Origin of the sequence: Exiguobacterium sp. s149 (genome assembly GCF_018618395.1) — a bacterium.
In the GTDB taxonomy this organism is placed as follows: Bacteria; Bacillota; Bacilli; order Exiguobacteriales; family Exiguobacteriaceae; genus Exiguobacterium; species Exiguobacterium chiriqhucha.
Genome location: NZ_JACSLZ010000004.1, coordinates 132947 through 151785, shown reverse-complemented (window position 1 = coordinate 151785; position 18839 = coordinate 132947). Strand labels below are relative to the sequence as shown.

General features: G+C 53.0%; 18 protein-coding genes. All 18 read left to right on the top strand.

The annotated features are described in order from the left end of the window. Positions 1-12: 12 nt before the first annotated feature. The 18 genes from ftsL (at position 13) to KNP81_RS07295 (ending at position 18805) form a co-directional block, all read left to right on the top strand. The gene (gene ftsL, locus KNP81_RS07380) at positions 13-375 is read left to right on the top strand and encodes a cell division protein FtsL (RefSeq protein ID WP_021067039.1); all 363 of its coding nucleotides are present in this window, start codon (positions 13-15) and stop codon (positions 373-375) included. Between the two features lie 38 nt (positions 376-413). Further along, the gene (locus tag KNP81_RS07375) at positions 414-2522 is read left to right on the top strand and encodes a penicillin-binding protein (protein ID WP_286038163.1); all 2109 of its coding nucleotides are present in this window, start codon (positions 414-416) and stop codon (positions 2520-2522) included. 58 nt (positions 2523-2580) lie between these two features. Then, complete coding sequence (locus KNP81_RS07370; RefSeq protein ID WP_251130304.1) at positions 2581-3888, top strand: UDP-N-acetylmuramoyl-tripeptide--D-alanyl-D-alanine ligase; 1308 nt, start codon at positions 2581-2583, stop codon at positions 3886-3888. Between the two features lie 21 nt (positions 3889-3909). Further along, positions 3910-4869, top strand: coding sequence for a phospho-N-acetylmuramoyl-pentapeptide-transferase (gene mraY / locus KNP81_RS07365; protein WP_214719485.1), 960 nt, complete (start codon positions 3910-3912; stop codon positions 4867-4869). Positions 4870-4884: 15 nt separating this feature from the next. Further along, entirely contained in the window at positions 4885-6222 is a 1338-nt protein-coding gene (gene murD, locus KNP81_RS07360) for a UDP-N-acetylmuramoyl-L-alanine--D-glutamate ligase (protein WP_251130303.1), read from the top strand. Then, positions 6219-7295 carry an undecaprenyldiphospho-muramoylpentapeptide beta-N-acetylglucosaminyltransferase gene (gene murG, locus KNP81_RS07355; protein WP_214719483.1) on the top strand — a complete coding sequence of 359 codons (1077 nt, stop codon included), beginning with the start codon at positions 6219-6221 and terminating at the stop codon, positions 7293-7295. The genes murD and murG overlap by 4 nt, the downstream gene beginning before the upstream one ends. Before the next feature lie 13 nt (positions 7296-7308). After that, the gene (locus tag KNP81_RS07350; protein WP_214719482.1) at positions 7309-8079 is read left to right on the top strand and encodes a cell division protein FtsQ/DivIB; all 771 of its coding nucleotides are present in this window, start codon (positions 7309-7311) and stop codon (positions 8077-8079) included. Positions 8080-8306: 227 nt separating this feature from the next. Continuing rightward, the gene (ftsA, locus tag KNP81_RS07345) at positions 8307-9602 is read left to right on the top strand and encodes a cell division protein FtsA (RefSeq protein ID WP_214719481.1); all 1296 of its coding nucleotides are present in this window, start codon (positions 8307-8309) and stop codon (positions 9600-9602) included. 48 nt (positions 9603-9650) lie between these two features. Next, positions 9651-10796: a cell division protein FtsZ gene (gene ftsZ / locus KNP81_RS07340; protein ID WP_021067047.1), complete on the top strand. Its 1146-nt coding sequence runs from the start codon at positions 9651-9653 to the stop codon at positions 10794-10796. 54 nt (positions 10797-10850) lie between these two features. Next, positions 10851-11612, top strand: a complete 762-nt coding sequence (pgeF, locus tag KNP81_RS07335; protein WP_214719480.1) for a peptidoglycan editing factor PgeF — start codon at positions 10851-10853, stop codon at positions 11610-11612. Further along, a complete protein-coding gene (locus KNP81_RS07330) occupies positions 11609-12262 on the top strand; it encodes a YggS family pyridoxal phosphate-dependent enzyme (protein ID WP_214719479.1) in 654 nt (217 codons plus the stop codon). The genes pgeF and KNP81_RS07330 overlap by 4 nt, the downstream gene beginning before the upstream one ends. 23 nt (positions 12263-12285) lie before the next feature. Next, entirely contained in the window at positions 12286-12753 is a 468-nt protein-coding gene (locus KNP81_RS07325; RefSeq protein ID WP_029595732.1) for a cell division protein SepF, read from the top strand. Positions 12754-12757: 4 nt separating this feature from the next. Further along, positions 12758-13030, top strand: a complete 273-nt coding sequence (locus KNP81_RS07320; RefSeq protein WP_021067051.1) for a YggT family protein — start codon at positions 12758-12760, stop codon at positions 13028-13030. Further along, positions 13031-13801 (top strand): YlmH family RNA-binding protein, encoded by a 771-nt coding sequence (locus KNP81_RS07315; RefSeq protein WP_214719478.1) that lies wholly within the window; start codon positions 13031-13033, stop codon positions 13799-13801. A gap of 18 nt (positions 13802-13819) precedes the next feature. Further along, the gene (locus tag KNP81_RS07310) at positions 13820-14365 is read left to right on the top strand and encodes a DivIVA domain-containing protein (protein ID WP_021067053.1); all 546 of its coding nucleotides are present in this window, start codon (positions 13820-13822) and stop codon (positions 14363-14365) included. A 270-nt stretch (positions 14366-14635) separates the two neighbouring features. Beyond that, positions 14636-17362 carry an isoleucine--tRNA ligase gene (gene ileS / locus KNP81_RS07305; RefSeq protein WP_058763332.1) on the top strand — a complete coding sequence of 909 codons (2727 nt, stop codon included), beginning with the start codon at positions 14636-14638 and terminating at the stop codon, positions 17360-17362. Positions 17363-17420: 58 nt separating this feature from the next. Beyond that, the gene (lspA, locus tag KNP81_RS07300; RefSeq protein ID WP_021067055.1) at positions 17421-17894 is read left to right on the top strand and encodes a signal peptidase II; all 474 of its coding nucleotides are present in this window, start codon (positions 17421-17423) and stop codon (positions 17892-17894) included. Next, entirely contained in the window at positions 17894-18805 is a 912-nt protein-coding gene (locus KNP81_RS07295) for an RluA family pseudouridine synthase (RefSeq protein ID WP_214719477.1), read from the top strand. The genes lspA and KNP81_RS07295 overlap by 1 nt, the downstream gene beginning before the upstream one ends. Positions 18806-18839: the final 34 nt, after the last annotated feature.

Here is an 18839-nt window from a genome sequence, read left to right as displayed (position 1 = left end):
GAGGGATACCTGATGCCAGAAGCTGCTCGTAAGGCTCTGCAGCCTCAAGTTACGCCGAATCGAAATCCGATTCCGCAAGAACGACCAATACCAGCTCCAAAACGACGTACGTTGACTTTGTTCGAATCCATCCTGTACCCGACCATGATTGGTTCAGTTGTCCTGTTCGGTGGCATCACGGTATCGAAACATAACGAAGCGTACAACATCATGCGCGATACGGCTTTAATCACACAAGAGACGAACACGATCGCCAAAGAGAATGAAGAATTGAAGTATGAGATCGCCCAACTAAGCTCACCTGAGAGAATCTATGCGATTGCTGAAAAGCTCGGAATGCAATTCAATGAGAACAACGTCAAGGTGATTGACTGATGAATTCTCTACAACAGAGTAAAAAAAGAGTGGCGTGGGTGGCGATTGTTTGCTTCACACCGCTCTTTTTATTTTTTGTCGGTTGGTTCTTCTATTTGTCCGTCTTCCAGACGTACAAAGGCGAGAACATGCTCGCGTTCGCTGAGGAAGAGCGTTGGAAAGCGGTCAGTACGCTAAAAGCGGAGCGGGGCGAGATATATGACCGGTTCGGACAACCGATCGCCATCAACATCCCGTCTTACCGCATCGTGGCCGTATTGAAACTCGGTGGCGAACGGGTCGAGAACAAGACGCTCATGCCCGATGAGTTCGCCGAGGCCGCCAAGCAACTCGCGACCGTCATTCCGATGACTGAGGCCGATATTTTGAAGCGGCTCGAGCAGAACAAAGATCGCGGTCAAATCGAGTTCGGCGTACCGGGCCGCGATTTGACGGTCGATCAAAAAGAAGAGATTGAGGCGTTCGAGATTCCAGGGGTCACGTTCGTCGAAGAGCCGAAACGTTACTATCCGAACAAAGTGTTCGCTTCGAGTGTCGTCGGCTATGCCCAGAAAATCGATCAGAACGGTCGGATCGAACTCGTCGGTGAGCTTGGTATCGAAAAATCACTCAACGATGTCTTGAGTGAGTCGTATGGGCTGTACCGTTTCGAGAAAGACTTGGCCGGACGCCAAATCGTCTCGAGCGACGAACAATTGAAGATCGACCCGGAAGACGGGGCCGACGTGCAACTCACGCTCGACCACCGGATTCAACAGCTGCTCGATACGAAAATGGAAGAACTGTATCAAGAATACAAACCGAAGAATGCGACGGCGATTATCATGGACCCGAAGACCGGCGAAATCATCGCCTTGTCGGACCGTCCTTCGTTTGACCCGAACACGCGCGAAATCAGCTCGTATAGCAACTTCTCGGTGTCGTCTCGTTTCGAGCCGGGGTCAACAATGAAAATCTTCACGTTGGCCGCCGCCATTAACGAAGGCGTCTATAATCCGAATGAACTGTATAAATCGGGTTCATATAAGTATGGCAAGACCGTATTCAATGATTACAACATTACCGGATGGGGTACGATTCCTATGGTAGAAGGCGTCTGGCATTCGTCGAACGTCGCGTTCTCGATTCTTGCGAACGAGCGTCTCGGCCTAAGCCGCTATGAGGATTATTTCAACGCCTTCAAGTTTGATCAACGCACAGGCGTCGACTTACCGGGCGAGGTCAACAGCCAATTCGATTTCGAGAGCCCGTTGAACGTCTTGATCACGGCATGGGGCCAATCGACGGCTGTCACGCCGATGCAGATATTACAAGCGACGTCGGCCATCGCGACCGATGGGACGATGAAGCAACCCCATGTCATCAAGAAAGTCGTCAACCGTGAGACCGGTGAAACGATTCGGACGAAGAATCCAAAAATCGTCGGACAACCAATCACGGCCGAGGCGGCCAAACAGACGCGGGAAGCGCTCGATGGCGTCGTCAACAGCGATGTCGGGACGGGACAATTGTACGCCCTCGACAACTATCGCGTCGTCGGTAAGACCGGAACGGCGCAAATCGCCGAGAACGGGAAGTACTTGAGTGGACAATACATCCATTCGTTCGTCGGCATGGCGCCGGAAGACGACCCGGAACTCGTCATGTATATCGCCGTCGATCGTCCGAACGGTGACTCATCAACGACGGGACCACGCATCATGGCACCGCTGTTCAAAGATGTGATGGACGTCGCGCTCCGCTATCGGAGCGTCGAGCCGGACAAGCAAGCGAAATCGATTGACGCCTCGACGAAAACGACGGCATCGTTCGTCGACCAAGGTCGTGATGACGCTGTGAAGGAAGCCAAAGCGGCCGCGTTCACACCGGTGGCACTCGGTAACGGTGAGACGGTCACGGCGCAAAGTCCGGTCGAAGGCCAACCGTACGTCGTCGGTGAGCGGTTGCTGTTAAAGACGGCGGACTCGTTCGCGATGCCGACGCTCAAGGGCTGGTCACTTCGTGACGTGAAGCGGTTAGCAACGCTTTATCAATTGAATTTAGAAATAGACGGCACCGGCTTTGTCACATCTCAATCGATTGGGAAAGGCAAGCCCGTCAAGACGGGAGCGACGCTGAAAGTGAAGCTCGCGTCACCGTCGAACTAACGCAAAGGGATGAAGAGGGCCTCGGCTCTCTTTTCCTTTGTCACAGGAGGAAATGGTTATGGAACAGTTGACGATTCAAACACTCGCATCTTGGTTTGGGATGGAAATACATGATTCGCGCGAGGTCCACCACGTCGCGACCGACTCGCGAGACGACAATGCCGACGGCTTGTTCGTCCCGATTATCGGGGCGCGCGTCGATGGACATGATTACATCGAGGCTGCCATCAAGCAAGGGGCGATCGTGACGTTTTGGGAACAAGACCGTCCGTTGCCGGAAGGGATTATCGCCATCCCGGTCTCCTCACCGTTAACAGCACTTCAAGAAGCAGCTGCCCGCTACTTGGCGGAAATTAATCCGAAAGTCGTCGCCATCACCGGGTCGAACGGGAAGACGTCAACGAAAGACATGATTGCCGTCGTGCTCGGCGAGACGTTCAAGACGCATAAGACGGCCGGAAACTTTAACTCGGACGTCGGATTGCCGCTCACCGTGCTCCGAATGCCACGCGACACCGAAGTCGCTGTTCTCGAGATGGGCATGAACGGGTTCGGGCAAATCGAGTTGCTTTCGAAGCTCGCCAAACCGGACATCGCTTTCGTCACGAATATCGGCGAGTCACACGGCGAACAAGTAGGGGGGCGTGAGGGGATCGCCAAGGCCAAGCTCGAGATTAAAGCCGGGTTGAAACCGGACGGTGTCTTAATCGTTGATGCCGATGAGCCGCTCCTAAATGAGGCAGGCGGGTACCGCGTCGGATACGATTCGACTGCGGACGGTAAGCTCGAGGTCGTGGAGGCGACGTTTGACGCCTCGATTTTCCGCTACAATAACGAGCTGTATGAGTTGAAAGTGCTCGGGGCCCATCAAATCCGCAACGCCGCCTATGCGATTGCCTGCGGTCTCAAGTTCGGGTTAGGGCATGACACGATTCAACGTGGTCTTGACCGCGTCCAGTTGACGTCGATGCGGATGGAGAAACGGATGTTCGGCGATGCCCACTTGGTCAATGACGCCTATAACGCGAGCCCGACGTCGATGATTGCCGCCGTCGAGACGATTAAAACGCTAGAAGGGTTCTCACGCCGCGTCCTCGTTCTCGGGGACATGTATGAACTCGGGACGGACGAGATTGCTCAGCACGAACAAGTCGGTCATTGCATCACGGCCCCGGTCACGGATTGCATCCTCATCGGAGAAAAAGCGAAATGGATCGCGGCAGGCATCACCGACCCGCGTGTGAACGTGACAATGGTGCCGACGGTCGAGGAAGCGAAAGTCCTCCTCGGCAGTTATCAACGCCCCCAGACTGTGATATTGTTAAAAGCATCGCGAGGACTGGCGCTCGAGCGTCTAGTTCAATAAACAGAGTAGTGAGGTACGAACATGTTAATCAGTTTAATCGTCTTAATCAGTTCGTTATTGACCGTATTGGTAGTCATGCCGCGGGCCATCCCGGCACTTCGTAACTTAAAGTTTGGCCAAGAAATCCGTGACGAAGGTCCGGGTTGGCACCAAAAGAAATCAGGCACGCCGACGATGGGCGGCATCGTCATCTTGCTCGCCCTCGTCATCGGTTTTCTCGTCTCGGTCGTCTTCGGTGAAGCCGTCGCCGGGTTCGGTACGCTCTTGTTCGTGACCCTCGCCTTCGGGGTGATCGGTTTCCTCGACGACTACATCAAAGTCGTCAACAAACGCAACCTCGGTTTGACGTCGCTTCAGAAATTGATTGGTCAAATCGTCGTCTCGGTCTTGTTCGTTTGGTTCCTCTCACTCGGTGGGGCACTTGATACGACGATTCAAATCCCGTTCACTTCGATCGCGTTTGATACGGGCTGGTTCTATGTCGCCATCGTCATCTTCTGGCTCGTCGGTTTCTCGAACGCGGTCAATTTGACGGACGGCCTCGACGGTCTCGTCTCATTCTCGGCCATCCCGACGTTCGCTTTCTTCGGCATCTATGCCCTCGGGCAAGACGAAGTGGGCATCGCTTGGTTCGCCTTCAGTGCGGTCGGCGCCTTGCTCGGTTTCCTCGTCTTCAATAAATACCCGGCGAAAATCTTTATGGGTGACACGGGATCGCTCGCCCTCGGTGGTGCGGTCGCCGGCCTCGCGCTCATGCTCAAGCTCGAGCTGTTGCTCGTCTTCGTCGGAATCATCTTTGTCATCGAAACGCTCAGCGTCATCTTGCAAGTGCTCTCGTTTAAAACGACGGGCAAACGAATCTTTAAGATGAGCCCGATTCATCACCATTTCGAAATGGTCGGTTGGTCAGAATGGCGCATCGTCTTGACGTTCGGTGGAATTAGCTTAATCACGGCAGTCTTGTCGTTACTACTCATGTAATGGATGGTGGAAGACATGCAACAACAGTGGAACGATAAACGAGTTCTCGTACTCGGCGCGGCACGGAGCGGCATCGCCGCGGCCGCTTACTTAAGAAATGTCGGCGCGAACGTGACCATCAACACCGGGAGCGAACCGTCAACGGAAGAACGGATGAAAATCGAAGCGCTCGGCATCAACGGTGTTTTCGGTGCCCATCCGCTCGAATTGCTCGACACGACGGACGTGATCGTCAAAAACCCGGGTATCCCGTATCACATCCCGCTCCTTCAAACAGCGCTTGAGCGGAAGATCCCGATTTATACCGAAGTCGAACTCGCCTACTTGGCGACCGATGCCAAGTTTGTCGCCATCACCGGCTCGAACGGCAAGACGACGACGACCACGCTCGTCCATGAATTGCTCAAAGGAGGAAGTCGTCCTGTCCATGTGGCAGGGAATATCGGTTTCCCGGCAATCGAAGTCGCATCGAAAGCGAAGCAGGGCGACATCATCGTCATCGAACTATCGAGCTTCCAACTGATGGGCGTCGAACAGTTCCATCCGCAAGCGGCGGCACTGTTGAACTTGTCACCGGCGCATTTGGATTATCATGGTGACTTCGAATCGTATGCCGACGCCAAAGGGAACTTGTTCCGGAACATGACGGCAACAGACCGTGTCGTCGTCAAGGGCAGTGACACCGAAGTGATGAAACGCGTCCCGGCCGATCTCGATGCTTCGACGTTCGGTTACGACAGCGGGGATGCGCATGTCACCGACGGCTGGATTACGTTGCACGGCAAGCGGGTCATCCGGGTCGAGGATCTCGCCCTCGGCGGGGCCCATAACGTGGAGAACGTGTTGGCGGCCTTGTTGCTCGTCGAACCGTTCGATATCCCGGCCGAACATATCGATCGTGTGTTGCGCACGTTCGGTGGCGTGGCCCACCGAACGGAAAGTCTTGGCCAAGTGCTCGGACGCCGGGTTTATAACGACTCGAAAGCGACGAACAACGTGGCGGCCGAAGCGGCATTGAGCGGATTCGATGCCCCGATCATTTGGGTGTGTGGGGGACTTGAACGTGGAGCCGAATTGGATTCACTCATTCCGGCGCTCGGACGCGTCAAAGCCATCATCTCGTACGGTGAGACGGCAGGGCGTTTCCAAGCACTCGGTGAAGCCGAGCAGATTCCATCGTTCGCGGTCGATACGCTCGACGCAGCCGTACCGCTCGCATTTGAACAGTCAGCCCCAGACGACGTGATTTTATTGTCACCGGCCTGTGCGAGCTGGGACCAATATAAGACGTTTGAAGAGCGCGGCGAACATTTTGTCCGCCTCGTCCATGCATATGAGGAGGCCAATCGATGAAAATCATGATTTCTGGTGGAGGAACGGGTGGCCATATCTACCCGGCACTCGCTCTCCTTGATACGCTCAAACAGCGCCATCCGAACCTCGAGGTGCTCTACATCGGCACTGAGAACGGTCTCGAGGCCGATCTCGTTCCACGCGCTGGTGTGCCGTTCAAATCGATTCGAATCGCCGGGCTCAAACGGTCGTTGTCGCTAGACAACGTCAAGACGGCCTATTGGTTTGTCCAATCCGTCCTGATGTTGCGTAAAGAGATGAAGACGTTCCGTCCGGACGTCGTCATCGGCACGGGCGGATTCGTCTCAGGTCCGGTCGTCTTCACCGCACAACAACTCGGCATCCCGACGATTCTGCATGAACAGAACAGCATCCCGGGCTTGACGAACAAATTCTTATCGAAGAAAGCCGACCGGGTCGCCTTGTCGTTCGCAGGTTCGGAATCACAGTTCCCCGATGCAAACGTCCGTGTCATCGGTAACCCGCGCGGGAGCGAAGTGTTGAAGACGACGGTGAATGAAGCCGCCGTCCGGGCCGAGTACGGTATCGATGAACGTCCAATCGTCTTGATTTATGGCGGTAGCCGTGGAGCCGAGGCCATCAACCGGGCCGTCATCGAGGCCATCCCGGAGCTTGCGAGCGAACCGGTGAACGTGCTCTACGTGACCGGGAACGTCCATTATGACAACGTCGTGGCGAAGGCGCCGAAAGCCGATAACGTCCACGTGTTGCCGTACGTTTACGACATGCCCGAACTGCTCGCTTGTGCAAGTCTTGTCGTGTCACGGGCCGGTGCCTCGACCATCTCGGAATTGACGGCGCTCGGTTTACCGAGCATCTTGATTCCGAGCCCGTACGTGACGGCTGACCATCAGACGAAAAACGCCTCGGCGCTCGTCGAGAGCGGTGCGGCCGAACTGATTAAAGAAGGGGATTTGACGGGCGAATCGCTCGTCCGCTCAATCCGGCATGTATTGGCCCATCACGATGAGATGGCCGCAGCCTCGAAACGGTTAGGATTCCCGCACGCCGCGGAGTCGCTCGCCGACCTCGTCGAAGAAGTCCGCGGATAAAAGGAGAGTAGCCATGGAGACACGTCAGAATACCGTTCGTAGTTTGGAAGACCGGATCCCGTATATGAAAGATCAACGCCGTAAGAAAGCGAACCGACGGTTGTCGACCATCCTGTTGTTGTTCGCGGTGTTGATTGCGCTCGTCGTATATATGCAGACATCGGTGTCTGATGTGAAAGCGGTGAACGTGAACGGCCTGTCTTGGTTGACAGAAGCGTATGTGCTCGCCGAAACGGACATCGACACGTCCACGAAAATTGTTCAAGTCTCGCCGAACGGGATTGAACAGGAACTTCGTAAAGTGCCTGGCGTGAAAGATGTCAACGTCGACCGTTCTTGGTATAACGTCGTGACGATTGACGTTGAAGAAGAGAAAATGATTGCTTACTCTCGAACGGACGAAGAGGAAGTCGTCGTCCTCGCTGATGGTTCGTTGCATCCGACCGGGTCAATCACGGATCCAGCGAAACTAAAAGATGGTCCGTTGTTGCGTGAATTCACGGATTCGGCGGAACTCGAGAAAATCGCGAGTGAACTCGAGCAAGTCGATGACGCGATGCGGGCCCGAATGTCAGAAATCGTCTTCTCGAAACAGAAAGGCGAACCGACGCGATATGAGATTTATATGAACGACGGTAACACGATTCAGACGCCGACGTTCAAGCTCAGTCAAACGGTATCGAAATACGGCGAAATCTATGAGAACATTCCAAAAGGACAACGCGGAACCGTCGTTATGGATGGTGGATATTATTTCGTCCCGTACGAAAAACCGAAAGAATAATCTGAATTTTTACAGCCCTTAGACACATAAGGGCTGTTTTTTTATCGATTGTAATCGAATTGACACCCCAAAACTGCGTAATTTGTAGGATTCTACCTTTTCTCACTATCTTATTTGTTGTAAACTTAGACGTGAGATATCTTGCCGGACCTAACAATATTTTTGGATATCTGTAACAATGTAACGGAATTCAATCACAGAAATTAAAGCGCGGAGGTGTTTCCCTTTTGGAAGCGAATGGTTATGTGGCCGCATTGGATATAGGAACGTCAGAAATTAAGCTCGTCGTGGGTGAATTACTCGGGGGAACGCTTAACATTTTGGCGGAGGGGTGTGCCCCGTCTGCAGGAGTAAAACGTGGCGCCGTCGTCGACATCGATAAGACGGTTCAAGCCATCAAGCAAGCCGTTGAACATGCCGAAGCGGCGCTAGGTGATCAAATTCGGTCGGTATACGTTGCCATCGAAGGGGAACATATCCAAATCGCCCCATGTCATGGAATTGCATCAGTCAAACGAGAAGACCAAGAAATTACGGATACAGACGTCATCGAAGTCATCAATTCGGCGCAAGTTATGCGCTTGCCGGATGAGATGAGCGTCATCGATGTTATTCCTTCTTCTTTCACGGTCGATCAACAGACAGGTGTCGTCGATCCCCGCGGAATGCTCGGTTACCGTTTAGAGATGCACGGTAAGATGGTGACCGGTTCGAAGACGATTTTACATAGCATTCGTCGTTCCATCGAACGGGCAGGATTGAAACTAGAAGGTTTCGTCCTCGGCAACTTGGCGCTCGGCATGAGTGCGGCATCGGTCGATGAAATCGATCTTGGCATCGGTTTGGTCGATATCGGACATGAAAAAACGACCGTCTCGGTCTTCTATCGAGGCGACCTCGTCTACTCATATATCCTTCCGGTCGGAGGCGATCATATGACGCGCGACTTGGTGTATAAGCTCAATTGCAAATACCAAGACGCCAAAGTGGCGAAAGAAGAATACGGACTTGCCCTTGAAGAGATGGCAGACGTCTCAGAAGGATTCTCGTTCACGAACATCAACGGGGAAGTCACGTTCGAACCGCAATCAGAAATTAGTTACGTTTTAGAGGCAAGAATAGAGGAAATGTTCACACTCGTGTTGAATAGAGTGCAAAAGGTAGGCGTTCCAACGCTCAGCGGAGGCTATCTCCTCTGTGGTGGGGCCGCTGCTTTACCTGGCATCCAAGAACTAGCGACTCGTGTCATGGGTCAAAAGACGAGACTGTATCAGCCATCGTCGATTGGCGTCAGACATCCGAAATACGCGACCGCGGTCGGCGTCCTCAAGTACGTGCTTATGAGCGATCACCACGTCTCGAAGTCACGACTTGAAAAGCCGGATGACCGTGTAGCCGTCGCAAAACCAGACGGCGCGTCTCAATCCGGGAACGACCATGACCACGACGATAATGTGGTTCAGGACGACCGCGAGACGAAAAACGGTTTCGGTAGATTAATGGAAAAATTATTTGGCGTGTAAATTTGACGTTGTGTTAACAATTGGAAATTACGTAGGGGGATACCTGAAATGATGTACTTTGATGAGGCGATTGACGCCGTAGCAAAAATTAAAGTAATTGGAGTCGGGGGCGGCGGTTCAAACGCTGTCAACCGCATGATCGAGCACGGAGTACAAGGTGTCGAGTTCATCGCCGTCAACACGGACGCGCAAGCACTCAACATGTCGAAAGCGGACGTGAAGCTTCAACTCGGAGCGAAATTGACGCGTGGCCTCGGTGCCGGCGCTAATCCGGATATCGGTAAAAAAGCGGCAGAAGAGAGCCGTGAGCAGTTGATTGAAGCGCTCGATGGCGCGGATATGGTCTTCGTCACAGCTGGAATGGGCGGAGGAACCGGAACGGGAGCAGCACCTGTCATCGCCGAGATTTCAAAAGAAATCGGAGCGCTCACAGTTGGTGTCGTCACGAAACCGTTCATGTTTGAAGGACGCAAACGTATGCAACACGCCCAACACGGGATTCAAGCGTTCAAAGAAAAAGTTGATACACTCATCGTCATTCCAAACGACAAGTTGCTTGAAATCGTCGAGCGCAACACGCCGATGATCGAAGCGTTCCGTGAAGCGGATAACGTCCTTCGCCAAGGTGTCCAAGGGATCACGGACTTGATTGCCATTCCTGGTCTCATCAACCTTGACTTCGCTGACGTCAAGACGATCATGACTGAAAAAGGTTCGGCGCTCATGGGTGTCGGTGTCGCCACTGGCGAGAACCGTGCCGTTGAAGCAGCGAAGAAAGCCATCTCATCTCCACTTCTCGAGTCTTCAATCGAAGGCGCGAAAGGTGTCTTGATGAACATCACGGGCGGACTTAGCCTCAGCTTGTACGAAGTCACGGAAGCTGCTCAAATCGTTCAAAGTGCCGCTGATGAAGAAGTGAACTTGATTTTCGGTTCCGTCATCAACGAAAACTTGAACGACGAGATTATCGTTACCGTGATTGCAACTGAATTCGCAGAAGAAGCGCAAGGGACGAACCCGTTCCTTCAGCAACCGAAGAAACAACCGGAAGCTGAAGTGAACCGTGAGGCTCAACCGAAAGCGCAAGAAGCTGCGCCACAAGATGAAGGGAACTTCCATAGACCGGTCTATGGTGGGGACGTCCCAGACGAGACGATCAACATCCCAGCGTTCGTAAGACAACGCCGTAACTAAACAACAGGGGGTGCCGGTTCTCGGCATCCCCTTTTTCTAAAAAAGGAGAATCATATGCGACTGTTACATACATGGGAAACCGAGACGTATCGCTATCAGGCTTATGTGACGACCCGGACGGACGGACATAATCAAGGCAACGTCGGACTCCACGTCGGCGATGACGCAGAACAGGTCGTCGCCAATCGGGAGTACTTCTTTGACGCGGCGGGTCTCGCCCTCGCGGATTCGGTCTGGGCCGACCAAGTCCATCAGACGAACGTTGAAGTCGTCGGCGACGCCGACCGCGGCAGAGGCGCCTATCGCTATGACGAGACGATTCCGGCGACGGACGGTCTCATCACGACGGCCGACGCGTTGCCACTCGCCCTCGTCTTTGCCGACTGCGTCCCGCTGTTCTTCTGTGCCGAGCACCATGGCGTCATCGGTGTGGCGCATGCCGGTTGGAAAGGGACGGTCGGGAACATTGTCGCCGCGATGACGGATGCGTTCGCCACGCTCGGTGTTCCGGCCGAAGCGATCGACATGTTCGTCGGGCCAGCCATCACAGCCGAGCATTATGAGGTCGACCGCCGCGTCCTGGATGCGGTCGAAGCGGTCTCACCGGCTGCGTATGCGTCATCGGTCATGGACGAACGAGCAGGCCACGCCCGTCTATCCCTGCAACGAGTGAATGAGACGCTCGCTGTGGAACGAAATATCGAGGTTACCCAATCGAACTTGTCGACCGTTTCTGATCAAACCTTTTTCTCGTATCGGAACGGAGACGCCAAGCGTCGCTTTGCGGCCGTCCTCGTCAAGGAGAAGAAATCGTGAGTATAGCCAATAATGTGAATCAAGTCAGACAGACGATCGACGCGCATCGGACCGATCAAGCGGTGACGCTCATCGCGGTCACGAAATCGGTCGGTCCCGACGTGGCGAACGCCCTCTATGCAGAAGGCATCCGCGACTTCGGCGAAAATCGTCCTGAAGGATTGCTTGAAAAAGTCGAGCAATTGCCGCCTGATGCCAAGTTTCATTTCATCGGCAGCCTGCAGACACGTAAAGTGAGACAAATTATCGACCATGTGGCAGCGATTCATTCGCTCGACCGCCTTTCGCTCGCTGAAGAGATCAATAAACGTGCCCAAGGCGTGATCGATTGTTTCGTGCAAGTGAACGTATCGGGCGAAGCATCAAAACATGGTCTTGAAAAAGAGGAAGTCATCCCGTTCATCGAGAACTGTAAACAGTATCCTCACGTGCGGATCATCGGCTTGATGACGATGGCCCCGTTCACAGAGGACGAGACGGTGATTCGGGAGACGTTCCGAAACTTGAGACAATTGCGCGATGACGTCGCGCGTCATGCTTATCCGCATGCACCGTGTACCGAACTGTCGATGGGTATGTCGAATGACTACACGTTGGCGATTGAAGAAGGCGCATCGTTTGTTCGTATTGGAACCGTACTTGTGCAATAATATATTTTAAGGAGGAATCCGTTATGTCAATCAAAAACAAAATGAAGGACTTCTTTGGACTCGAGGAAGATCCGAACAACCAGTTCGAAGGAGACGAGTATGCTGTCGCCGAAACGAAGACACAACCGATGACGGAGGCAATCGTCAAAACTGAGGACCGTCCGAAAACATCGAACAATATCGTCGCGTTGAACACGAAGAAGAAAGAACGTTCAAAAGTCGTCTTGGCCGAGCCGCGTGTATTCGCCGAAGCCCAAGATATCAGCGACCAGTTGAAAGAAAACCGGGCCGTCATCGTCAACCTTCAACGGATGTCGAAAGAGCAGTCTCGTCAAGTCGTCAACTTCTTGTCAGGTGTCGTCTATGCGTTAGAAGGGACGATGACGTCGATTGGACATAACACGATTCTATGTACTCCGAACAACATCGAGTTGACGGGGTCGATCTCGAACTTGATTTCGGAGGACGAACTCAATAGTAAAGGGTGGTAACTGAATGGAAAATGCTATACCTGCGTTAGGCAACACGATCGTTACATTACTTGGATATTATAGTTGGGTCTTGATTGCCTATATTTTATTATCGTGGTTCCCAAATGCGCGTGAATCAAAGTTTGGTCAAATCTTGTCGTATCTTTGCGAACCGTTTTTGAATCCGTTTCGTCGCATCATCCCACCAATCGGCGGGATGCTCGACATCTCCCCAATCGTCGCTTTATTTGTGCTACGGATGGCGCAATTTGGAGTGCGTGCGATTTTCGGTATTTAAATGAGCGTCTTCGATCATTATCGACCGAACGAACGGGCATTTATCGAGCAAGTGCTCGATTGGGTTCAACAAGTCGAGGACAACTATATGTTGAAAGTGACGGACTTTTTAGATCCACGCGAGCAACAAATCGTCCGGCAACTCGTCGGAAAGCAGCTCGCGATTTACGAGGATGGCGGATTTGTCGGCGCGGAACGGCGTCGTCTGATCCTGGCTCCGGATTATTACGAGCTCGATCCGAACGATTTCGAGATTGCGATTCGTCAAATCGACTATCCGACCAAGTTCGTCGAATTGACGCACCGTCAAGTGACGGGAACGCTCTTGAACGCCGGGTTGAAGCGACAGAAGTTTGGCGACGTCGTCCTTGATGATGGCATCGCCCAGTTCGCCACGACGCGTGACGCGGCTAGTTTCATCGAGATGAACGTCGATCGGGTCGGCAAGGCTCGGATTCGCATCTCCGAAGTGGTGCCTGAGGCTGTGCTCGTCGTACCTGAAGTCAAATGGAGCGAGGAGTTCGGTATCGTCTCATCACTCCGGTTTGACACGGTCGTCAGCGAAGTGCTCGGTTTATCTCGGCAAAAAGCGCAGGCGCTCGTCAAACATGGAGACTGTAAAGTGAATCATAAACCGATTGATGATCCGAGCTTCATCCTTGAACCAGACGATTTGGTCTCGATCCGAGGGTATGGCCGTGTCAAACTGACGGCGATTCTCGGCTCGACAAAGCGTGAGAAAATAAAAATCCAGTATGGCATCATACGTTGAACTTAGGAGGAAAGTCGAATGGCGTTGACACCGATTGATATTCATAATAAAGAGTTCTCGACTCGTTTTCGCGGGTACGATATCGATGAGGTCAATGAATTTTTAGATCAAATCATTAAAGAATTTGAACTATTGATTCGTGAGAATAGAAGGTACGAAGAGCTCGTCAACGATATGCAAGCCCGTATCGACTACTTCTCCTCGATGGAAGACACGTTGAACAAATCGATTATCGTCGCCCAAGAGGCAGCTGAAGAAGTGAAGACGAACGCGGCCAAGGAAGCGAGTCTCATTTTGAAGCAAGCCGAACGCGAGGCGCTCGCCCGTGAGGAAGAAGCGTCACGCAAAGAGCAACTCGCCGAACGTGAAGTCATTCAAATGCTCAAGAAAGTCGAATTGTACCGGACCAGGTTCCGCGTCCTCGTCGATGCTCAGATGGAGCTCTTGAACAGCACTGAATGGGACACGATTGTCGGGGAGCCGCCGGTCCAGACGGTTCTTGACGATACGACCGAACTTGCGTATAATGACGACGAAGTCATACCAACAAAACATCACGGATAATACACAATACGTCGATTAGGACACGTCGATAAAGTCATACCTACGAAGCGACTTAGGGAAGGTGCAAGCCTAAGAGAAAGACTTTATCGGTATCCCCTATGAGTGTCGGGCTGAAGTTAGTAAGCGCGACCGCCTGACCTCGTTATCGGTTACCAAGAGCGGTCTCGGGGTTTTCCCTGAGATTAGTAGGGTGGTACCGCGAGTCGACCAACTCGTCCCTATTAGGGGCGGGTTTTTTTGTTGTCAAAAAAAGATGCAGGAGGAGTTTCAATGAACTACAAAGACACACTATTGATGCCTGACACAGAATTCGCGATGCGCGGAAATCTGCCGAAACGTGAGCCAGCGATGCATGAGGCTTGGGAACAAATGGACCTATACAACCGCGTCCAAGAGAAAAACGCCGGGAAACCGCAATACATCCTTCACGACGGACCTCCGTACGCGAACGGTGACATCCATATGGGCCACGCGCTCAACAAAGTATTGAAAGACATCATTGTCCGTTTCAAATCATTGAACGGCTACCAGTCACCGATGATTCCGGGCTGGGACACACACGGTCTCCCAATCGAGAACGCGCTACAAAAAGCGGGTGTCAACCGCAAAGAAATGACGGTCGCCGAGTTCCGTGAGAAGTGTGCAGCGTATGCGATGGAACAAGTGAACTCGCAACGTGAACAGTTCAAACGCCTCGGATTGCTCGCTGATTTTGACAACCCGTACATCACGCTCCTCCCAGAATACGAAGCGGCTCAAATCCGTCTCTTCGGGACGATGGCCGAAAAGGGCTACATCTATAAAGGGAAGAAACCGGTCTATTGGTCACCTTCTTCTGAATCGGCGCTCGCAGAGGCAGAAATCGAATATTACGACAAGAAGTCACCGGCCATTTACGTGGCGTTCCAAGTCGTCGACGGGAAAGACGTTCTTCAGACGACCGATCATTTCGTTATCTGGACGACGACACCGTGGACAATTCCAGCCAACCTCGGGATCGCGGTCAGCGACGAGTTGACGTACACGCGTATCGAGCATGACGGCAAAGGGTATATCGTCGCCGAATCGCTCGTGGAAGAAGTGACGACGGCACTCAAGTGGACGGATTACACGGTGAGCGGTTCTTGGAACGGACGTGAGTTCGAGTACATGACGGCGCAACACCCGCTCTACGACCGGACCTCGCTCGTCATGATCGGCGATCACGTCACGGCTGACGCGACAGGTCTCGTCCATACGGCACCTGGACACGGGGAAGACGACTATCGTGTCGGACAAGCGTACGGACTCGACGTCTTGTGCCCGGTCGACGACCGTGGTTATATGACGGATGAGGCGCCAGGTTTCGAAGGCTTGTTCTATGAAGACGCGAACAAACAAATCGGGATGAAGCTCGAAGAGAACGGCTACTTGCTCAACTTGAAATTCATCAAACACTCGTACCCGCACGACTGGCGTACGAAAAAACCGGTCATCTTCCGCGCGACTCCGCAATGGTTCGCCTCAATCAAAGACTTCCGGGCCGATATGCTCCGTGAAATCGAAGAAGTGAACTGGGTGCCGGAATGGGGCATGACACGTCTTTACAACATGGTCCGTGACCGTGGGGACTGGGTCATCAGCCGTCAACGCGCCTGGGGTGTTCCAATCCCGATCTTCTATGCCGAAGACGGAACGGAAATCATCACGAACGAGACGATCGAACATATCGCCAACTTGTTCCATGAACACGGATCGAACGTCTGGTACGAGCGCGAAGCGAAAGACTTGTTGCCAGCAGGCTTCACACACCCGAACAGCCCGAACGGCGAGTTCCGTAAAGAGCTCGACATCATGGACGTTTGGTTCGACTCAGGTTCGTCACATGCGGGCGTACTCGAACAGCGCGACAACTTGCGCCGCCCGGCCGACTTGTACCTTGAAGGATCGGACCAATACCGCGGCTGGTTCAACTCGTCACTCTCGACGGCTGTCGCGACGACTGGCAAAGCGCCGTATCGCAACGTGCTCAGCCACGGTTTCGTTCTCGACGGAGACGGACGCAAGATGTCGAAGTCACTCGGTAACACGATTGCACCGAACGACCTCGTCAAACAGTACGGAGCAGAAATCGTCCGTCTTTGGGTGTCGTCGGTCGACTATCAGTCAGATGTCCGCGCGTCACACGATAACTTTAAACAAGTGTCGGAAGTATACCGGAAAATCCGCAACACGTTGCGCTTCTTGCTCGGTAACTTGAACGGATTCGACCCGTCGATGCGTGTCGCGTTCGAAGACATGCCGGAAGCGGACCGCTTCATGGCGACAAAACTCAAACAGCTTCAAGCGAAAGTCGTCAAAGCATACGACACGTTCGACTTCATGGCCGTCTATCACTTGAGCCATAACTTCTGTGTCAACGAGTTGTCGTCATTCTATCTCGACTTCACGAAAGATATCCTGTATATCGAGCGCGAAGATGACGCGCGTCGTCGTGCCGTTCAAACGGTCATGTATGACACGGTCGTCACGCTCACGAAATTGCTCGCCCCAATCCTTCCGCACACGGCGGATGAGGTATGGCAAGAAGTGCCGGCGAAACAAGCGGATAGCGTCTTCTTGACGGACCTTGACGAAGTGGCGGCATTGTCGGAAGACGAGAAGGCGTTGCTTGCGAAATGGTCGAAGTTCCTCACGTTCCGTGACGACGTCTTGAAAGCGATCGAGATTGCACGTGGTGAGAAATTGATCGGGAAACCGCTCGAAGCGAAGTTGCTCGTCGCGCCGAAAGGTGAGACGAAACAGTTGCTCGAGACGATCGACAACGTGCGCCAATTGCTACAAGTGTCACAGCTTGATTACGTCGACTCGGCTGATGTCGATTATGCGACAGCCGAAATCAGCGTCTTGAAAGCTGATGGTGCCGCTTGTGCCCGCTGCTGGACGTACTCGACCGAGCTTGGTCAAGACGAACAGCACCCAGAGCTTTGCCCGCGTTGTACAGAAGTCATCGCATAAGCCGGACCGGAGTGGCGATCGTCCACTCCGGTTTCTTATGACTTGAAAGGAGAATCTGATGAAACGTTACTACGGATTAGCACTTTTCCTCATTTTGCTCGACCAAGTGACCAAATGGATCGTCGTCCAGACGATGACAATCGGACAGTCGATTGAACTCATCCCTGGGTTGCTTTATTTGACGTCTTACCGTAATAAAGGTGCGGCTTGGGGCATGCTCGAAGGGCAGATGGTGTTCTTCTTTATCGTCACGGCCATCGTCGTCGTCGGTTTGATTTACTTCTTGCATAAAGAAGTGAACGGGTTCGATTTGCTCGGTTATAGCGTCGGGTTACTACTCGCCGGTGCCATCGGGAACTTTATCGACCGTCTCTTCCGCGGAGAAGTCGTCGACTTTGTCGACACGTACCCGTTCGGATACAACTTTCCCATTTTTAATGTCGCCGATATGGCGCTCACGTTCGGGGTCATCTTTATGATCATCGGCGTCTTGTTCGAAGAAAAATTAAACAAAGAAAGGGGACAATCGTAATGGAAACTTACACATTTGTCGCCGAAGAAAAGGCTCGTATCGATAAATGGATGAGCGAACAAAGTGATTGGTCACGTTCGCAAATCCAAGACTGGATCAAGGCGGGAGACCTGCTCGTCAATGGACAGATCGTCAAGCCGAACTATAAATTGCAAGAAGGCGACGAAATCGTCGTGACGGTCCCAGATGCCGTCGAACTCGAAGTGTTAGCTGAGAATATCCCGCTCGACGTCGTCTATGAGGACGAGGATGTCATCGTCGTCAATAAGGCACGCGGCATGGTCGTCCATCCGGCGGCCGGCCATACGTCAGGGACGCTCGTTAACGCGCTCCTCTACCACTGTGACGATTTGTCAGGCATCAATGGCGTCAAACGTCCAGGCATCGTCCATCGCATCGACAAAGACACGACCGGTCTCCTCATGGTCGCGAAAAACGATGTGGCCCACGAATCGCTCGCGAGCCAGTTGAAGGATCGTAAAATCAAGCGTGAATATATCGCCCTCGTCCACGGCGAAGTCGCCCATGAACTCGGGACAATCGAAGCGCCAATCGGGCGTGACACGAACGACCGTCAACGGATGACGGTGACCGACAAGAACGCGAAAGAAGCAATCACGCACTTCCGTCTGCTCGAGCGGTATAAAGATTTCACGCTCGTCGAGTGTAAATTGGAGACGGGACGGACGCACCAAATCCGCGTTCACATGCGTTATATTGGCCATCCGCTTGCTGGTGACCCGAAATACGGTCCACGCCGCACGATTCAATTGAACGGTCAGGCGCTCCACGCGGCGACGCTCGGTTTCTTCCATCCGCGCACGAACGAATGGCTCGAATTCGAGGCGAAACTCCCAGCCGACTTCGAGGCGGAGCTTGCCAAATTAGACAAAATCGAGAAAACGCGTTGACTTTCAACCGATTCCGATTTATAGTCTAGGAAGC

Coding starts and splice junctions, on each gene's coding strand:
- ftsL (WP_021067039.1), top strand. CDS start 13: ATGCCAGAAGCTGCTCGTAAGGCTCTGCAGCCTCAAGTTACGCCGAAT.
- KNP81_RS07370 (WP_251130304.1), top strand. CDS start 2,581: ATGGAACAGTTGACGATTCAAACACTCGCATCTTGGTTTGGGATGGAA.
- mraY (WP_214719485.1), top strand. CDS start 3,910: ATGTTAATCAGTTTAATCGTCTTAATCAGTTCGTTATTGACCGTATTG.
- murD (WP_251130303.1), top strand. CDS start 4,885: ATGCAACAACAGTGGAACGATAAACGAGTTCTCGTACTCGGCGCGGCA.
- murG (WP_214719483.1), top strand. CDS start 6,219: ATGAAAATCATGATTTCTGGTGGAGGAACGGGTGGCCATATCTACCCG.
- KNP81_RS07350 (WP_214719482.1), top strand. CDS start 7,309: ATGGAGACACGTCAGAATACCGTTCGTAGTTTGGAAGACCGGATCCCG.
- ftsZ (WP_021067047.1), top strand. CDS start 9,651: ATGATGTACTTTGATGAGGCGATTGACGCCGTAGCAAAAATTAAAGTA.
- pgeF (WP_214719480.1), top strand. CDS start 10,851: ATGCGACTGTTACATACATGGGAAACCGAGACGTATCGCTATCAGGCT.
- KNP81_RS07325 (WP_029595732.1), top strand. CDS start 12,286: ATGTCAATCAAAAACAAAATGAAGGACTTCTTTGGACTCGAGGAAGAT.
- KNP81_RS07320 (WP_021067051.1), top strand. CDS start 12,758: ATGGAAAATGCTATACCTGCGTTAGGCAACACGATCGTTACATTACTT.
- KNP81_RS07315 (WP_214719478.1), top strand. CDS start 13,031: ATGAGCGTCTTCGATCATTATCGACCGAACGAACGGGCATTTATCGAG.
- KNP81_RS07310 (WP_021067053.1), top strand. CDS start 13,820: ATGGCGTTGACACCGATTGATATTCATAATAAAGAGTTCTCGACTCGT.
- ileS (WP_058763332.1), top strand. CDS start 14,636: ATGAACTACAAAGACACACTATTGATGCCTGACACAGAATTCGCGATG.
- lspA (WP_021067055.1), top strand. CDS start 17,421: ATGAAACGTTACTACGGATTAGCACTTTTCCTCATTTTGCTCGACCAA.
- KNP81_RS07295 (WP_214719477.1), top strand. CDS start 17,894: ATGGAAACTTACACATTTGTCGCCGAAGAAAAGGCTCGTATCGATAAA.